14 protein-coding genes and 1 tRNA gene are annotated in these 17,141 nt (G+C 56.2%); 8 read left to right on the top strand and 7 right to left on the bottom strand.

The genetic code is table 11. The features are described 5' to 3' along the window. Positions 1 to 40: 40 nt before the first annotated feature. Entirely contained in the window at positions 41 to 1,393 is a 1,353-nt protein-coding gene (locus CAUR_RS14400) for a PP2C family protein-serine/threonine phosphatase (RefSeq protein ID WP_012258599.1), read from the top strand. Positions 1,394 to 1,397: 4 nt separating this feature from the next. After that, positions 1,398 to 2,309, top strand: a complete 912-nt coding sequence (locus CAUR_RS14405) for a hypothetical protein (RefSeq protein ID WP_012258600.1) — start codon at positions 1,398 to 1,400, stop codon at positions 2,307 to 2,309. On the opposite strand, the gene CAUR_RS14410 is transcribed toward CAUR_RS14405, so the two are convergent. Then, positions 2,292 to 3,248, bottom strand: a complete 957-nt coding sequence (locus tag CAUR_RS14410; RefSeq protein WP_242604936.1) for a CobW family GTP-binding protein — start codon at positions 3,246 to 3,248, stop codon at positions 2,292 to 2,294. The genes CAUR_RS14405 and CAUR_RS14410 overlap by 18 nt on opposite strands. Continuing rightward, positions 3,238 to 4,368 (bottom strand): lipocalin-like domain-containing protein, encoded by a 1,131-nt coding sequence (locus tag CAUR_RS14415; protein WP_012258602.1) that lies wholly within the window; start codon positions 4,366 to 4,368, stop codon positions 3,238 to 3,240. The genes CAUR_RS14410 and CAUR_RS14415 overlap by 11 nt, the downstream gene beginning before the upstream one ends. Before the next feature lie 135 nt (positions 4,369 to 4,503). Between CAUR_RS14415 and CAUR_RS14420 the strand changes: the two genes are divergently transcribed. Then, positions 4,504 to 4,968 carry a hypothetical protein gene (locus CAUR_RS14420; RefSeq protein WP_012258603.1) on the top strand — a complete coding sequence of 155 codons (465 nt, stop codon included), beginning with the start codon at positions 4,504 to 4,506 and terminating at the stop codon, positions 4,966 to 4,968. A 138-nt stretch (positions 4,969 to 5,106) separates the two neighbouring features. Here CAUR_RS14420 and pyrC read toward each other — a convergent pair whose 3' ends face one another. Together pyrC and CAUR_RS14430 are read right to left on the bottom strand one after the other, a co-directional pair. Beyond that, entirely contained in the window at positions 5,107 to 6,102 is a 996-nt protein-coding gene (gene pyrC / locus CAUR_RS14425) for a dihydroorotase (RefSeq protein WP_012258604.1), read from the bottom strand. Further along, positions 6,099 to 7,031 carry a tellurite resistance TerB family protein gene (locus CAUR_RS14430; protein WP_012258605.1) on the bottom strand — a complete coding sequence of 311 codons (933 nt, stop codon included), beginning with the start codon at positions 7,029 to 7,031 and terminating at the stop codon, positions 6,099 to 6,101. The genes pyrC and CAUR_RS14430 overlap by 4 nt, the downstream gene beginning before the upstream one ends. Positions 7,032 to 7,427: 396 nt before the next feature. Here CAUR_RS14430 and CAUR_RS14435 point away from each other — a divergent pair, with 396 nt between their 5' ends. Then, the gene (locus CAUR_RS14435; protein ID WP_015909292.1) at positions 7,428 to 7,658 is read left to right on the top strand and encodes a hypothetical protein; all 231 of its coding nucleotides are present in this window, start codon (positions 7,428 to 7,430) and stop codon (positions 7,656 to 7,658) included. On the opposite strand, the gene CAUR_RS14440 is transcribed toward CAUR_RS14435, so the two are convergent. The 3 genes from CAUR_RS14440 to CAUR_RS14450 form a co-directional block, all read right to left on the bottom strand. Then, a complete protein-coding gene (locus CAUR_RS14440) occupies positions 7,623 to 10,373 on the bottom strand; it encodes a coiled-coil domain-containing protein (RefSeq protein WP_012258606.1) in 2,751 nt (916 codons plus the stop codon). The two genes, CAUR_RS14435 and CAUR_RS14440, sit on opposite strands and share 36 nt — an antisense overlap. A gap of 121 nt (positions 10,374 to 10,494) precedes the next feature. Beyond that, the gene (locus tag CAUR_RS14445) at positions 10,495 to 11,406 is read right to left on the bottom strand and encodes a hypothetical protein (protein ID WP_015909293.1); all 912 of its coding nucleotides are present in this window, start codon (positions 11,404 to 11,406) and stop codon (positions 10,495 to 10,497) included. Between the two features lie 223 nt (positions 11,407 to 11,629). Next, positions 11,630 to 12,418, bottom strand: a complete 789-nt coding sequence (locus tag CAUR_RS14450; RefSeq protein ID WP_012258608.1) for a hypothetical protein — start codon at positions 12,416 to 12,418, stop codon at positions 11,630 to 11,632. Between the two features lie 229 nt (positions 12,419 to 12,647). Between CAUR_RS14450 and CAUR_RS14455 the strand changes: the two genes are divergently transcribed. The 4 genes from CAUR_RS14455 (at position 12,648) to CAUR_RS21585 (ending at position 17,029) form a co-directional block, all read left to right on the top strand. Next, positions 12,648 to 12,723: transfer RNA gene (locus CAUR_RS14455), tRNA-Gly, on the top strand. A 129-nt stretch (positions 12,724 to 12,852) separates the two neighbouring features. Then, positions 12,853 to 14,838, top strand: a complete 1,986-nt coding sequence (locus CAUR_RS14460; protein WP_012258609.1) for a GAF domain-containing protein — start codon at positions 12,853 to 12,855, stop codon at positions 14,836 to 14,838. A 9-nt stretch (positions 14,839 to 14,847) separates the two neighbouring features. Next, positions 14,848 to 16,290, top strand: coding sequence for a GAF domain-containing protein (locus tag CAUR_RS14465; RefSeq protein WP_012258610.1), 1,443 nt, complete (start codon positions 14,848 to 14,850; stop codon positions 16,288 to 16,290). Then, positions 16,283 to 17,029, top strand: coding sequence for a sensor histidine kinase (locus CAUR_RS21585; protein WP_012258611.1), 747 nt, complete (start codon positions 16,283 to 16,285; stop codon positions 17,027 to 17,029). The genes CAUR_RS14465 and CAUR_RS21585 overlap by 8 nt, the downstream gene beginning before the upstream one ends. Positions 17,030 to 17,141: the final 112 nt, after the last annotated feature.

Raw genomic sequence — 17,141 nt, forward strand, 5'->3', positions numbered from 1 at the left:
CTCACATTGATTCTTTCTATGGAGAGCATTCGCAGGGTATATGAAATCACAGGACATTCAATCATTCAACGAGTTATTGAAACAGCTTGATATTGAAAACGACCAGGTACGCTTGCGTTTCACCTTGCGAATGCTCAATATTTTAGTGTTAACGCTGACCGTTATAGCGTTACTCATTATGCTTATTCCACCCTTCTCGCTACCGGTAGCGTATATACTGGTTGCAGTTTCGATTGCAATAAATGGGATTATTGAATGGTTAATTCGCATAAACCGTGAAGTAGTAGGAGCAAGACTCTTTGTTGGTTGGACAAACATAGGGGTCGTTGTGTTCATGCTGATCAATACAGTCAGGCTTGACGATATTGGCATGACAATGTTTGCGGAAATCACCCCATTATTTGTAATTTTGAGCGGGCTGTTATTGGGATGGGGTCTTGCCGGTTTTGTTGCTATCGTCAATCTTGTTATTATCTTTCTCACCTATGTCTGGTATTTTGCAAACAGTGGTACTACACGTGGTGTATTTGAAGAGGCGACCGGTTTGTTCATACCGGTCTTCCTCTATACCGCGTTGGTGTGGGCAGCAATTTCATTCTATCAGTATCAACTAACGACATCGCGTTACCGGCTCAATCAGGCCCGTTCGCGTCTCATTCAGGATAAGATATTGCACCATGATCTCGAAATTGCCCGCTCGCTTCAGCAACGTCTTTTCCCACCATCACCACCACTGTTCGGGAATATCCGTATTGTTGCGTATTCTGAACCTGCCCGCGAGACGAGTGGCGATTTTTATGATTTTGTCCAGTTGTCAGATGGGCGTTGGGCGATTGTTGTTGCTGATGTTACCGGTAAGAGTATTGCCGCTGCTATGGTCATGGTGATGGCGCGCTCAATTCTACGCTCTTACATCACCACTGAACAATCACCGGCAGCGATACTGCGTGCCGCTAACAATGCACTCTACCGTGATGGCGTCGGCTCGCAATATGTCACTGTTTTCCTTGGCATCCTCGACTCATCCACTAATATGATTACATTTGCCACTGCCGGTCATCCCTTTCCTTATCTCCGCCGAAATGGCCAGATTCAAGAGATCGGTTATGGTAGCCTCCCCCTTGGTGCTCGTCTTGATCGGGAATATTGTGAGACGACGCTGCAATTCCAGACTGGCGATCAGCTCTTTCTTCTCACCGATGGGTTTTATGAGACGCGAAATGCGCAGCGCAAAATGTTTGGCTTCGAGCAGTTGATGATAGCGATCGACCAGTCCGATCCGGCTGATCCGCAACGTGCACTCGATCATTTGTTGGCGGTCGTGAGCCAGTTTCGCGGCGATGCCGAGCAAGATGATGATATGACGGCGATTATTATCCAGGTACTGGCGTAAATGCATGCTGAGCCTGCTCCCCTTTGAAGCAGCGTACTGGCAACGAGTCTATTCCCGCCTGATCGCTCTATGTGACCCACTCCCTTCCGTTATCCGCTGTCCGCTGAATCAGGTCCTCGATAGCGAGATTCATCGCATCTTCATCCTCTGGCCGGTCTGGTTGTCACCATTGTTGCCATTGCCGTCGTCTATCATCGAACGCCTGAGCCTGGCGACATTGTGTGGTGCCTGGGCTGCGGCCATCCGTGATGCGTGTCTTGATGGTGAACTGACACAGGCTGCCGCGCCGTTGACCAGGGCTTTGTGGCGACGAAGCTGGCACTTGTTCGGTACGCTGGCCGTTCATTGCGAGTTGCTGGCAGACCTGGAACGACGCATGGTGGCGGCGTATCGCCGGGAACTCGCAGCTCGCACGCATACCGGTTCCTGGCAACCGGCCCAACTGCAATCATTGACGGCGCATTGGGTGTGTGCACGCGCAGCCGGGTGGCACGTGGTGCAACGCGCTCATATCATGCTTGCCGGTCTGAAGCTCGACGATCCGTGTGCCATCGCTCTGAGTGCTGCACTCGATGCACTCATCCTTGCCCGTCAGCTTCGTGATGATGTACACGATCTGGCCGACGATGTTCGGGCCGGACGGGCAAGTTGGGGTGTCCGGCTGATTGCGGAGGCGATCTGGCGTGCAGAGGGAGGGCCGGCGCTAATCGATACGCAACGCATTGCCGGACGCTGGCTCATCGATCCTGCACTGCGCCAGGAGCTGGCTTCGGCTCACGCTACCTTGTGCCAACAGGCGATGCACGCATTGATGCCCTACGCTGCGTATATTCCCCGCCTGATCGATCTGGTGATGATCGAATCCGAGGCTGGTCGGACAATTGCGACGATCAATCTGCTACATCTGCCCGGCTAACCGCTGTTGCCATCGGGTAATCCGCTCGTCGCTATCGATGCAGGAGTCTAACGCATTGGCTGCCGGTTCCAGCGCTGCGGCGCGCCCGATCAGGGTGAGGCGACAGAGCGGTCGGGGTTGGGTAGAGAGGCGTAATGCGCTCAGAGTCAAGCGTTCGGCGACCAGATGGACTTCGTCTGCCCAGGGTGAGTCGGTGCAGTATACGATGCCCTTGGCCCGATAGATACCATCGGCTGCCAGTCTGCGCAGGGTCTGTTCGAGCGCAGTGCGTTGTAATGGTAGATCGGTTTGCCAGCTCGTGACGGCAAATTCGTCGTGCAGGTGTGGACTTTCGGCAGGTAGTGTGCCATCGTAGCGTGGGCTGAAGATCAGCGTCGGTGGCACATCACCCTGGACGATTGGGACAAGCGGTGCCCGCCGGTTGATTGTGCGCAGTTGCTCACTGATCTGTGCAATGGTTTGCGCAGAAACCAGGTCGCTGTGGGTGATCAGGATCAAATCGGCGAGGTGTATCTGGCGCAGTGTGAGTGGCGAGGCCGTCATCGCCTGCTCGTAATCAACGGCTGAGACGAGGGTAACCAGTGTATCGAGTGGAATATCGGCAGCGCGAAGCTGTCGGATCAATGCGCCCGGCTCGGCAAGACCACTCGTTTCAATTGCGATGGCTGACAGTGGCCCACTGGCGAACAGGGTTTCAAGCGCGAGGAGCAGGTCACTACCGGCGACGCAACAGACACAGCCACCGTTCAATTCGATCAGTGGCGCAGCGCCACTCTGTGCTAACAGTTCGCCGTCAATGCCCAACGTGCCGAATTCGTTGACGATCACTCCAATTCGCTGATCGCCACGACTCAGCAGGCGGCGCAACAGTGTCGTTTTGCCACTGCCGAGAAAACCGCTGATGATAGTGACCGGAATTGTTGGTATGTTATTGTCCATCAGCATAACCGGTTAACTCGACATAACCACGACCGCGCATACTACCCTCTACATCCACCGCGCCCTCCCAATAGACGACCGCCGTGGGTAGCTCTTGATCTTGCAGTGCCGGTGTGATTACCAGATCAATCCCATAACGGGGAATCCGCAGACGCCAGCCAGCCGGGTAGACCGCCCCACTCTTCGGACTTTGCCAGGTCGCGGTGACCTCCAGCTCGACATCACCGGGGCCGAGGATGATCACCGTGTCGTCGGGGAGGAGCAGGCTACCCCCGACAAATGGCGACGGTTTGCCATCGGCTTCCCGGAGCTGATAGTACATCAGGTCGTGGCCGCTCTCAAGCTGTAAGGCAAACCAGTCCCAGCCGGTCATCCCTTCTTCCAATGCACTGGTGCCCCACTCGCGATCCATCCAGGTCAGGCCGCTCACCGTATAGGTCGCTGAGCCGATCTGGATAGTGCCGTTGCTGATCATGCGGGTGAGCGAATAGTAGGCCGATGCGTTACCCACCTGCGACCCTTTTTGGCTGACTCCGGCATTCCCCTGTAACACCGGTGGTCGGCTATTAACGGCAACCAGGTCGAGGGCAACCTCATCCTGGGCAGCGCGGAGGCGCATCGTCATCCCTTGCGGACCACTTCCTTCGACCGACCAGTCGTTGAGAAAGACCCGGAACGGATCGCCACTGGCGCCTGCCAGACCGAGCGCGGATCGACTGAAGCGCTCGAAGGCGTAGAAACGCCCACCATCAATATCGCTGATTGCAAAGTGTGCCATGTAGACATCATTAGTTGCCCAGGCCGACTCACGGGCCGGCGGATAGGGACTGAGCGCCCGCCGGAAGAAGGTGAGCTGGAAGCCGAAGCGCCGGCCATTGTCGGCGGTCAGGTTGCCGGTGTAGTACCACCACTCGGTCTGGAACGTTGGATGGGGGCCGTGGTCAGCCGGAAACACAAACGGACGTGGTTCGATCACCCGCTCAAAACCCTCAATATTATCGGCATTGACCGCTTCAATTGCGCCGATAGTGGCTTGAACGGTAGGCCGGCTGGTAGTAGTGCAAGCGGCAAGGCCAACCGCAGTTATCACGATGAGAAAACATCTGAGCCAGACGTGCATAACGTTTCGTCAATTCTAGCGGTTTATTATGTAGACACTCTACAAGTAGTGTACCACGGGTCGAGGTCGTTCAGAGGTCAGTGTGCACCTCACCGCAGAATTGGTGAGGTGGTGTAGTGCAATGAGGGTGTTGCTATGATTGAGCCTGACAACGATGCACGGGTGCTGGTCGTTATCGTGCCACAACCGCACGATCTTGAACGGGTGTGTATTGCCGGCTGGTATCGGTTGCCACTGCGACATGCCCCGCCCCAACTGGCCGCCGATTATCTGGCGTTCTACCAGCCGGCGTCATTCGGGGCAGCGCGCTGGCAGGTGCAATACTATGCCCCTGTCCTGCGCTATCAACTGGTTCAGCGGCGTGACCTGCTCCCTGATGAACCCAACCATCCACGTGCCGGCGATCACTATTACCGGATTGATGTTGGGCCGCTGTATGAACTGGAACGTCCCATACCGGCTGCCCGTCTCCGTCGGATAACGTTTATTGCAACGACCTTTGGCCGCTTGCGGCAGGCAATTGACATCACCGATCTGTTTATGCCACCGCCACCGCCCGACGTGTGGGGGGCCGGTTTGGCCGGTAAATCGATCACGTAGCCGATTGTCACTCCGTCGTTGGGATATTGTGCAGAGGGCCGGGCTGCCTGTAGCAGCGATTGCCACCTGTTCACCCAGGTTGACGAGGCAGCCGGCCCTCGTCGGTGTCCATTGTGGTGAGAAACAGCTTGCTACACTCTACTCAGCAACCACCTGCCAGCGTAGCGTCTGGCCGGCGGCGAACGGAACGACATCGCCATAACGCATCGGTACCTGCCAGGGGTCTTCGACCAATCGCACGGTGCGGGGCGGCGGGTTCAGGCCGTGAATCCGCCGGGCATTCCCACTCACGAAGTCGGGCAGGCGGTCGAGGGCGTTGTGACGCTCGAACAATTCGACCAGCATCGGCAGCAACACCGGCGCTGAGAAGACACCGGCAGCGCAGAACGCGGCTTCTTTGCGATCTATCGGATGCGGTGCCGAGTCGCTGCCAAACATCAGTTTGGGATGGCCGGCTAATGCCGCAGCCAGCAGTGCATCACGGTCAGTCGGACGTTTGGCAATCGGCTTACAGAAGAGATGCGGCTGCAACAGACCACCGGCCACATCGTCGAGAGTGATCAAGAGGTGGTGCAGGGTGACGGTGGCAAACAAATTCGGATAACGATCCAGCAGGTCGAGGGCGGCAGCCGTTGTGATATGCTCCATTACAATCCGCAGGCGTGGGAACGTGCGGGCCCAACGCTCATACACCGGCAAAAACTCGGCTTCACGATCCAGCACAAACCCGTGACTCTCGCCGTGTACCAGGAGCGGAATACCCAACTCTTCCATCATTGCCAGCGTTGGCTCAATCGCCGTCAGGTCGCTGACCCCACCGGCGCTATTGGTCGTTACGCCTTCCGGGTAGAGCTTAATCGCGAAGATATGCTCACGCAATGCCTGCAAGGTTTGGGCATCGTAGGGGCGAAAAAACAGGGTCATCAGCGGGAGAAACGGGTACGGGTCAACCGCAGCCCGAATCTCCTCGTGATAGCGGGCAAGGCGGTCGGCGTTATCCACCGGTGGTACGAGATTCGGCATGATCACGGCACCAGCGAACTGCGCAGCAGAGAATGGCGCGACGAGGCGCAACATGGCGCCTTCGCGCAGGTGCAGATGCATGTCAAGTGGGGCAAATAATGTAACTGTCATAGACGCTTTCCTGGTTGGCGTGGCAGGCGCAGTCGCGCCGCCACAAAACTGTCGTGAGGCAAATTAATCGCAGCAGTGATCCGACTGATTTCGGCACTTTCGGCGCCGGAAAGTTCACCATCGGCGAGGGCAACCGCGAAGAGCGCGTCGAGAAAGCGTTGCCGACGCTCCACAGTGGTTGCGTCGGCGAAGGCTTTGGTCAGGCGAAAGAAATCGAGGCTGGCCGCACTCTCGTCGAGAGCTACCTCAGCAACCAGCGCTGCCTGCGTATCATCGAGCTGCCACCACTCTTTGAGAATGGCCACGATGCGGTCGTGTTCGGCAGGTGTCACCTGCTTATCGACATAGGCAACTCTTGCCAGTAAACCCCCGGCTAGGGTCAACACGTGCAGCTCATCACGATCAAGTCCAAATTCGTCGATATGTTGACCCAGCCGTATCTGCAAAGCATAGTAAATACGATTACGCATAAATTCCGGCAGAAGGTCTTCGCGGTTGGGGCCGCCGGCCCGTATGCCTAGTGCTAAGCGAAAGGCGCGTCCGATTTGAAACAGCAGACTCTGGCTATCCTGCGTTAGGGCACGTTGAATCTCCTGCGCCACCTCGCGCTCAACCGGCGTGAGCACGCGGTCGGCGATCAGCAGTCGTTCGATTGCCTGCAAGACGAGCTGCTGCTGTCCTGGTGTGATAATTAAATCGCGGAGATCGGCGATCAGGCGAGCGCGTTCGGCAGCTTCCACCGGTGAATAGAGATAAATCTCCAGCTCCGCCCAATCGTCGGCAGTCAAGGCAAACTGACCGCCGGTCTGACCAAGTTCGGCCAGCAGTCGTTTAAGGTCGTTGACTTCGTCAAGTGATAGTTCTCCATCGGCCCATGCAGCCGCGATAATCACTTTGGCCAGGGCCATCACTAACGGATGTTTCGCCATGACAATTCCTAACCCGTTCCAGAGAGTAGTTTGTCGCTATGATATACCATAGTAAAGCCTGACAACCGTATACGTTGTATGGAGGGCAGCGGCCCCATCATGCACTTTGCCGGATGTATATGTTGACGTGCTAGTCGCTGCTGGTATGTGATTGTCAGGTAAGCACCCCGATCAATACAGGCAGGTCGCTCATTAGTTACTGCGTGTGACCAATGTCTGCGAGATGTGTACGTACATCCTGGGGAGTGCCTTTTTCGTTAAGATCACTCTATACAGAATGATGAGAATATTGTACAATAGCTAAGAACGAATTATCTACCGGTAAAGAGGCCGGACAAAGCAATGCCGCTCTACCCATAAGGGGGAGCGGCGTGTCGTTTTTAAGGAGAAGACGATATGCACACCCATCTGACATGTCCACATTGTGGTCAGGCGCTCACCACTGAAGGTACCTACCTGCGTTGCGTGACCCACGGCCTCTTCTTTCGCTACGGCCCCCGCCGTTTGTTAGCTGCGCCGATGCCGGTTGAGCGCCACGAACATCTATTGCCCTGGCAGACATTGAGTGACGAAACACCCGTGGCGTTATCATTACCAGCCACCGCCGCCACCGCGTCCACCAAATGAGCCACCACCGCCGCCGCGGCCAAACGAGCCGCCGCCACCGCCTCGACTACTCCACCCACTGGAGCGGGGGCTGCTCCACGAGCTGCGGCGGCTTGACGAAGAACTCCACGAACGGCTATGTCCCCAGCCCCCGGACATCCGTCCAAGGGTAGACGCGATGCTGTCAGTTGCCAGGGTTGATGGCATCGGTGGCTGAAGGGTCCTCAGGAGATCGGTCGCCGCAGCATCAATCGCCTGCGCCTCACGCAATGCGGCCTGCAGAGCCGCTTCACCGTTAATCGGCAACCGAATCTGGTTAAACCGTTGTTGGAGAGCGGCAAATGTACCGCTTGCTGCACTCGATGCACGCAGTGCCGATTGGAACTGGCTAATCCGGTTGAGCTTCTCGCGCACTTGCTGGAGCGTCTGATTGAGTGTAGCTCGCACTTGCTCAAGACGCTGTACCTCGGCGTAGGCACGCTGGTAGGTCTCGGTTGCTGCCTGAATAAGCGACTGATAGTGGTCAATCGCAGTTGCCAATGCCTGACGCCGCGCTGCATCCTCACTTTCCTCGGCCTGCCGTAGTAGCGCATACGCTTGCTGAAGCTGTTGGCGCACCTGTTCGATCTGCTGGTGAGTAGCCGGCGAGAGATCGGCGTCGTGAACAGTAACGTAATGTACGAGTTTTTGCACCTCGTTCCTTGCCAGTTGCTGCGCCTGGTGCGCTCGCTCGCGCAGACGGTTGACCTGCTCGACCTCATCACGGGCACCGGCGAGTGCTTCATCAGCCAGGCGGTCGGCCTCTTGCGCTGCACGGGTCAGTTGTAGCCAGTCAGGTTTTTCTTTGGCAGCTTCGGCCTGCGCCGCTTGCAACAGCGAGCTGGCCTGGACCAGTAGCGTATCGGCCTGGGGGCTAACGTCGGTATCGTGTTGGGCGACAAATGTGCGGCCCGCCTGAATGGATCGTTCCGCTTCGGCTAATATATCGCGGGCGATAGCCCGTGCCTCTTCCAGGGCACGCAGGCGGTCGGTAATGGCGGTTATCAGGCGCTCAACGTGATCGAGTTCCTGCTCGGCGGCGTCAAGATAGTCACGGGCGGTCAGGAAGTCCTGGGCTTCCATCGTGTTAGCGGCACGAGCCTGCTCCCAGTGCTCAAAAGCCCGTTCGGCGGCAGCCTCCGCTTCACTGCCGTTCCCGCGAATATCAGCCCAGGTGCTCTCGGCAAATTCATCAACCAGATCGAACGCTTCACGGCCTGCCTCGATCAGATCGTTGATCTGCGGCCCACGCTCGGCGAGAGCGGCAATGCGGCGTTCATTGTCAGCCCGAATTGTTGGCAGGTCGAAGCCTTCGCGCCGTGCCTTTTCAAGGGCTGCTTCAGCTTCAGCAATCGCAGTGACTGCTGCATTCAACGCTCCCTGTTGCAGCAAACCGGCCAGCCGGTCAAGCGCCGCCCGTGCCGTATCCAGTGCGGCGTGGCATGTATCCATGCGATAGCCTTCAGCAGCCAGTTGTTCGGCGGTGCGCCGACCCTGCACAATGGCCTGCCGTGCGGTTGCATATCGCTCAAGCACACCAAGTAACGTTTGCTGGATAACCGACGCCTCTTGCGCTGCGGCGATTGCCGCATCAGCTTCCAAACGCTCCAGTGCGGCTTCGGCACGGCTGATAGCCTGCTGAAGCGGCTCCAGAACGGCAGCGTGGTTGGATAGCTCATTGCCAAACTGCGGCAAGCGCTCAGAGACGTCGGTCAATCCTTTTTTTGCCTGTGCAACATCCTCCTGTGCCTGACGGATCAACGCATCGAGTTGGGCACGGCGCTGTTCAAGGGCATCCAACCGTTCGGCGACGGCGGCAGCCTGCGGTTGCAACTGCTCGTAAGCAACGGCGGCTTGCTCTAGTCGTTCTAAGGTTGGTTTGGCCTCGCGTTCCAGTTGCTCACCGATGGCGTCAAAGGCTATTTTGAGATCGGTAAATGCTCTTCGTGCCGCCTCGCTCATCTGGGCTAGCTCGGCAACGGCAGCGGGTGGATACGAAACGTGGTCAAACGCAGCTTTTTCGGTGGCAGTGTTGAAGCGCTGCCCAAGCTGGACGATCAGCGTACCCATTTGCTCTCGCGCATCACGAAGCCGACGTTCGGCAGCCTGGCGCGTCTTGCGGCGGCGTTGAACCTGATAAACCCCCGCACCGGCTGCTGCGGCACCGGCCAGGCTAAGTCCACCAATCACCACCGGTGTTAAATCTGTGTTGATGGTAATCCCCCCGCCGGGACGTGGTGGATTGACAATCGCCTCTTCGATTGCGGTTAATGCACTGGTGACCCCACGGGTAAAATCACCGTCGGCCAGACCGGGATTAAGGCGGTCGGTGCGGATCAATTCATAGTTGTCATTGACAGCCAGCGCATCACTCCACTCGTCACCGAACCAGATGGCGCTGTAGCGATTATTCACGGCAACGTAAATGGCGATGAGCGTCGAACGCACGCTGCCGTCGCTACGGGCCAGGCCATCGGCGATCAGGCGTCGTTCAAAATCACTTTCACCACCATTATCCACCACGTACACTGCCACCTCTGCACCACGGCGTAGCAGTGGGCCGGCGGCAGCCTGAATTGCCGATTCGTTTAATCGATTGCCGGGATCGACCAGCACCAGGCGTCCCTGGGCCAACACTGGTGCCAGCAATAGGACGCCGAGTACAATACCGATGAACCAACGCAATGAGGCGCGCATGAAATTTCCCCCTGCCTGGATGCAGTCACTACCTGTCTGTAGGTTGTCGTGTTGATGCAGGCGATCTATGTGTTTCCTACTTATACAATACGACGCAATGTGGTCGTGCGTTGCAGTCTTTTTACGGCGTACCGCTTCCAGGCGTGGGCAGGTCGCGTGCATCAGCAGGTGGGGTCAGGCGAATATCCTCATTAATATCGCTCAATTGCACATCAAGCGCAAACGAGAATGGTTGCGCCTGGCCCTGGGCATCGGTTGCCGTACCACTAAAGGTTACAGTCAATTGCCGTAGATAGCCATCCTCACACACCCAAATCTGGGCAGCGGCATCGGTAACGGTGCTATCAGGTAACTGGGTTGGTAGACCGATGGCGCCAAGACTGGCAAAGAGGGCTGTTGTCGCCTCACGGTCGCCGACATACTCCTGACACTGCACACCATCACGTTCAGCGGTCGTACCAATCGTAAAACGACTGAAATCGGCACCCGCTCTGTTCACCGCACTGAGTGTCGTATCAACCTGGGTTGGTGGGGTAGCAATCACACTCTGCTCAGGCGTCAGGCGATACCAGACATCATCAGGCGCCCCAAGGAAGGTGAGCGGGCCGCGTACATAGCTGACACCACCGACCGTCATCGCCTGTAGACCACGGGTGACATCGGCGCCGAGGAATGCGGCCAGGAAACCGCGCAGGGTAAACGAGACATCAGCGCCGGCGAACTGACCATCAAGTGAGAGCAGGTCGGTTGTGGTATTGCCTAGATTAAAGCCACCGACCAGACCACTGCCGCGGAGCGACAATTGCATCCGATACGTCTCGATATTTGCCGTCTGGCGAATCGCTGCCGGGATAGCCGTTCCTGCCGGTTCGGCAGCCGGCGTTGGTGTTGGTACCGGTGTGGGTGTGGCGGTCGGGGTTGGGATGGGGGTAGGAGTTGCAGTTGCTGTTGGTGGTGGGGTTGGGGTTGGCGGCATCGGTGTTGTACAACCGGCGAGGAGGATTGTCATTAGCATAAGTGCAAGCAGACGCACGCAGAACCTTCCTTTCCACTCTAACGCATGACCAGAAAAACACGACAAGTCATGCGCATGCTGATTATAGCAGCGATGTATACCGGCCAACAAGATAAAACTGTTTCACCAACGACGCACGCGATCTTGCGGTGCGCCGGACAATGACACGGATACCGGTGACTTCAGATGAACACTGCGCTCATGCGGGAACAGGTTTGATCTTTACATCAGCGCAGGGGACTCACTTCTTCAGAATCTCTTGCACCGTTTGGGCAATAGACTGATCGCTTGTAAACCAGATGGTCGTTACCGGCACACCAAACACTTGTTCAATAGCGGCAATTGTTTGTTGACGGCGCCGCTCAACACGTGCTGGATTGGCGTAGAAATCGGCCAGATTTTCGCTGGCACCGAAGTCGTCAACAATAATAACGTGACTGATTGATGTGCGAATACCTGATTGTACCCGCTGCCAGAAGACCGGATCGGCTTTGGCAGTACCAAGATCGGCGGAATTGGCAATGAAGGCCAGGTCTGGATAAGCTGTTGCACGGACACGCCAGCGTCTGACCTGCCCGTGGTGCCAGCGTAATGCCCTGGCCGTCCATTGCAGATTTGCCAGTTGATCGGCGATCTGTACTGTGGCCTCGGCGTAATGATCGGTGGCAATCAGAGGGATTGCCCGGCGTTCAGTGCGCAGCGTAGCGAACAGTGGTTGCCAGGCGGGATCGATGATCGATGCAGCCATATATGCCCGCGTAAAGCGGCTGGCAGCACGCATAGCGACGCTAGGTGAAATGCCAGACTTCTGAAGCTGGCGAGCCAATAATCGTTGCAGCCCGATACGGGTCGTGCTGCCTTCATTCCAGGTGGGAATAACCAGATCATTCCAGTAGCGAGTAGCATCGACCCCCAGCCTGGACAAGCCCGATTGTTGTAGTGCGCTTGTCAGTCGGTCTGGTGCGCCAAACCGTACTGCTTCCAGACTGAGGGTACCGGAAAAGTCAAGTACAAGGAGTGGTGTTGTCATGGTCGGCCCTGCTGTTTAATCGACAGTCGTGGCAGAAGGGTAGCATATTTTATCGCTGGCCGGGCAATCGGTGGTGAATAGTCGGCAGGTGGTATTCCGGCAGGTGGGAGTAGCTGTGGGCAGGTTGGAAACTCGCCTTTCAGGTGTGTTATAGTCGACGCGACCTATCCTGGAGGAGCAACCCGACTCGACAAATGCAACAAATTGTGTATAATACAGGGCACAGTAGGCGGGAGTGGCTCAGCTGGTAGAGCGACACCTTGCCAAGGTGTAGGTCGCGGGTTCGAACCCCGTCTCCCGCTCCAGTATTACGACCGACTCACAATTTGTGAGTCGGTCATGTTTTTTTCACAAAACCGTATATAATAGGCGCAATATACGTCTTCGATCTACGTTTAAGATAGAGCAACATCAACTAAACCTGAGAGGCCGCTGTGTATCTGCCACGTAGCAATCTGCATCGCATCTTTGCCCTTACTCTGCCAGGTGGGATTGCACTTGGGCTGCTGCTGTATGCTCTGCTTGATATTGTGACACGCTGGGGTAATGGCGAAACGGCGCTGACGTTTGGCGTTGCGCTTATCCTTGGCGGTATCATTGGCCTGGTCTTGTCACTTGTGGCATGGCTTAGCCTCCGCTATGCCTTGCATGAGGCGCGGCAACACGCAGTACGGGCATTGAATGCAGACCTTCCACCACTGACCGATACCGATCCACTGGTTGCATTACGTCAGACCGTTGCCGATGCAGTTGCGGCAGTGCCACGCTCTTCAACGCTGGTAACACTGGCTCAGCGGCTCTGTATGGCCTCTGATCGCGAGGCCATGCTGGCAGCGGTTGCCGAGACCCTATCTGAACATCTGCCGGTACGCGGTGTTGTGTTGCTCTTGCACGATGTCGAGCGAGCACTTTTGTTTCCGTCGGCAGCCTGGGGGATCGGTGTTGCCCGGCGAACAACCACATTTGACATCAACAGTAGTGCCGTTGGTCGGGCGTTGCGTGAACGACGCTCTGTTCATCTTTCAAGTGTACAGATGCGGGAATTGTTGAATACCGCTTCGCCTCAGACCTTGACGGTCGTGAGCTGGCCGTTATGGGTGCAACAAACGCCTATCGGATCGCTTTGTTTGATATTAGCCGGTACCGATCTGCGCTTGAATGAAGAACAACAACAGTTGGTTGAGCACAGTACTACGCTCTTTACAGCTTATCTGCAGACAACGATCTACCGGCAATGGCTGGAACGAGAACAGAATCGCCTGGCGATATTCGAGCGGATTGCCGGCAGTGTGGCCGAACAACCTGATCTTGGGCGAGCGCTGGTACAACTCTTGCAAATTGCTGCTGAGCTGACCGAGTCAAGTCACGGCACCTTCTTATTGATCGACGCCGAGACGTTGACCATTCGTACCCGGATTACGCTCAGCGGTGGCGATGTATTACCGCTTAACCTGGCATCAGCGCCGATTCTCAGGCATGGGCTGGCCGGTTGGGTGCTCCGTGCCCAACGTGGGGTCATCATCGATGATATTGAACGTGATACACGCTGGATTCCGACTCCTGGCCTGGAGTTGATGCGTTCCGCGCTCTCGGTGCCGCTGTTCCACGGCGAACGACCAATCGGTGTGTTGACGCTGGCCAGCCTTAACCCCTATCATTATAGCCAGCGTTCACTGGCACTGGTATCGGTGCTGGCAGCGTATGCGATTACCGTCATGGTGCGCTACGGCTACGAAGGGATTGTTGAGCCAGAGCACCTGTTTCACGCCCGGCGGTTGCTGAGTAGATATTTACCACCGACCACGGTACGTGAATTGATGGGTCAGCAAGCGAAGTTAATGCAGGCGCTACAGCCGCAGGCGGTCTCTGGGGTGTTCGTTTACGCCTGCTTGCGCGGGATCGAGCGTCTGACCGATCTGACCGCTCAACAGTTGTTTGAACGTGTTGCAGCTCCGTTCCATAACGTGTGTCGGTCGGTAGTTCATCAACAGCGCGGGGTCTACATCGCAATCGACGAGCGAAGTTTCAGCGCAGTCTTTGGCTTTCCACAGCCACAATCTGATGATGCAGTACGGGCATTGGAGACGGCACGCAAAGTTCAGGCTGTACTTGGCGATGTACGGTTGCAATGGCGACAACAGTTTGGGGTTGATCTCGCGCTGGCCGGTGGTATTACTACCGGGCAAGTGGTTATTGGCGTGATTGGTCAGGCCGACAATGCAACAATGGCCTGGTCTGGCGCTGCGGTGCGGGAAGCGCAACGATTGTGTCAATTAGCGCGTAATGATGAGATAGTGGTAGCTGAGAGTGTCTTGAAGACTGTGCCATCCGGTCAATTTGTTCTTGAGCCGTTGACGCCGGTTAGTTTACATAATGGAAACGAACCGGCTTCGGTGTATCGATTGGCCGGCCATTTGTGAGTGGGTGTGATGAAGAATGAACCATTGTCGATAAAACGATCAGAGTTACATCCTGAGAGTCTATTACGGATTGCAACTGCGATAGAAACGGCAGCAACCCTCGATGAACTCCTCTTGCTGGCGCTGAATGAATTTGTTCAGGGGTTGGATGTCTCGATGTGTGGTGTGCTGCTTCTCGATCCGACGGGTGAAACGATCTCGCTGGTCAGTACATTTCCGCCACGGGTTTCGTTACCGCCGCCCCTCCCGCTACGCGATTTCCCTCTCGTGCGCCAGTCGTTGCAACAGCGACAGGCGCATCAGATATCGGATGTCACCACTCTTTCGGGGCAGAGTAACCGCTCGGCAGAAACGATGTATCTGCTAAGAATGCTCTCCGAAGCCCGTATCCGTTCACTCTTGATCATCCCACTGGTTGCGCAAGATCAGGTGATTGGTGCATTAGCCTTTGCAACTATCGATCAGGTGCGTCAGTTTGACGAGAAAGAGGTCTATGTTGCCCGCCTGATGGCCAGTCAATTGGCGGCTGCCATCACCTCATTTCGGATGATCGAAGAAGCGGCACGCCGTGAAGCAGAGCTGGCAACCTTGAACGATATTGCTGCGGCAGTCACCTCATCCCTGGACCCGCGAGAGATTTACCATCTGGTGATGGAAAAGATTAACCAGTTCTTCCACGTCGATGCCGGTTCGCTGCTTATGCTCGATGAAGAGACGGGTGAACTGGTCTTTGTGATGACCCTGGAGGAAGGGCAGGAAAAGCTGGTCGGCTTGCGTGTGCCACCTGGCCTGGGGATTGTTGGTGATGTGGCACGCACGCAGCAATATGCGATTGTGCATGACCCGGAACAAGATGCACGCTTCTACCGTCAGGTCAGTGAAGGGATTGGCTACAATGTTCAGTCTATCCTCTGTGTGCCAATCGTGGTGAAAGGGCGCACAATTGGGGTGATCGAGCTACTGAACAAGCGTACCGGCCACTTTACTGAAGAGGAAGCGATTCGGCTCACCCGGATGGCGGCGACGATTGGGATTGCGCTAGAGAATGCCCATCTGTTTCAACAGGTCAGCACAGTCCGTGATCGCTTCGAGGCCATTGTTAATTCAACCAGCGATGGGATTCTCATGGCCGATATGCGCGGGGTCGTCGTTACCGGAAATCCGGCTGCTGCCCGTATCTTCCATCGTTCACGTGAGGCGCTAATCGGGTGTCGGCTTGCAGAGTTGATCGAAGAATTGATGAACAAAGCGCTGGTGGTAGAGGAGCCGCCGTGGTTGAATGAAGGCGCACCACATCGTGTGATTGAGATGGAATTAAGCGAGGGAGCTGTCCGTTATCTTCGCCATACCATTTTACCGGTGCGCGATACTGCGGGGATGCAGATCGGCAGTCTGGCTCTGTTTGAAGACATTGCGAAAGAGCGAGAGCTGGCGCGTTTGCGTGATGATTAACACCGGGATGCTGATCCACGATCTGCGGGTGCCACTGACCGCGATCATGAACGGCATTATGATGGTGCAGCGGGGATTGGGAGGCTCAATCTCTCCTCAGCAGCAAGAGTTATTGAGCATTGCCTATCAGGGTAGCGAAACGATGCTGGCGATGGTCAATACCCTGCTTGACATCAGCAAGCTGGAGCAGGGGCGGATGACGCTGAACTATGAACAGCTCTCACCGTATGATCTGGTCGAGGATGCTGTTGAGCGGCTTCAGGTAGCAGCTCAGCAACGGCAGATTACGCTGGCTCGTGACCTGCCCGCTGGATTGCCACAGATTGAGGTTGATCGGGATAAGATTGTTCGTGTTTTGCAAAATCTGATCGATAACGCGGTTAAATTCTCTCCCGACAGGGGGGCCGTGACGATAGGTGCGCGCTATCTATCATTGCCAACCGATGCAACCGGCGGTGAACATCCGGCTCTCTCCTTTACCATCCCGGCATTGCTCGCCGGCGAGTGGCTGGTCTACTGGGTACGGGATGAAGGGCCTGGGATTCCTCCCCAATACCACGCTCGTATCTTCGAGAAGTTTGGGCAGGTACAACAGCAGAAGTCGCGTGGGACAGGGCTAGGGCTTACCTTCTGCAAGCTGGCTGTCGAAGCGCACCACGGTCAAATCTGGTTGCAAAGCCGTGAAGGATTGGGTAGTACGTTTGCGTTTGCGCTGCCGGTGAAACGCTGCGACTCCTGAAGGGCGTGTTACCAGATTACGAAACTGTTACCAATCCCCTCTGTTCTATCATTGTGTCATCGGCTATACTGGCTATGAGTCGTCGCCGCACATATATGAATGTATATACACC

The organism is Chloroflexus aurantiacus J-10-fl (assembly GCF_000018865.1).
GTDB lineage: Bacteria > Chloroflexota > Chloroflexia > Chloroflexales > Chloroflexaceae > Chloroflexus > Chloroflexus aurantiacus.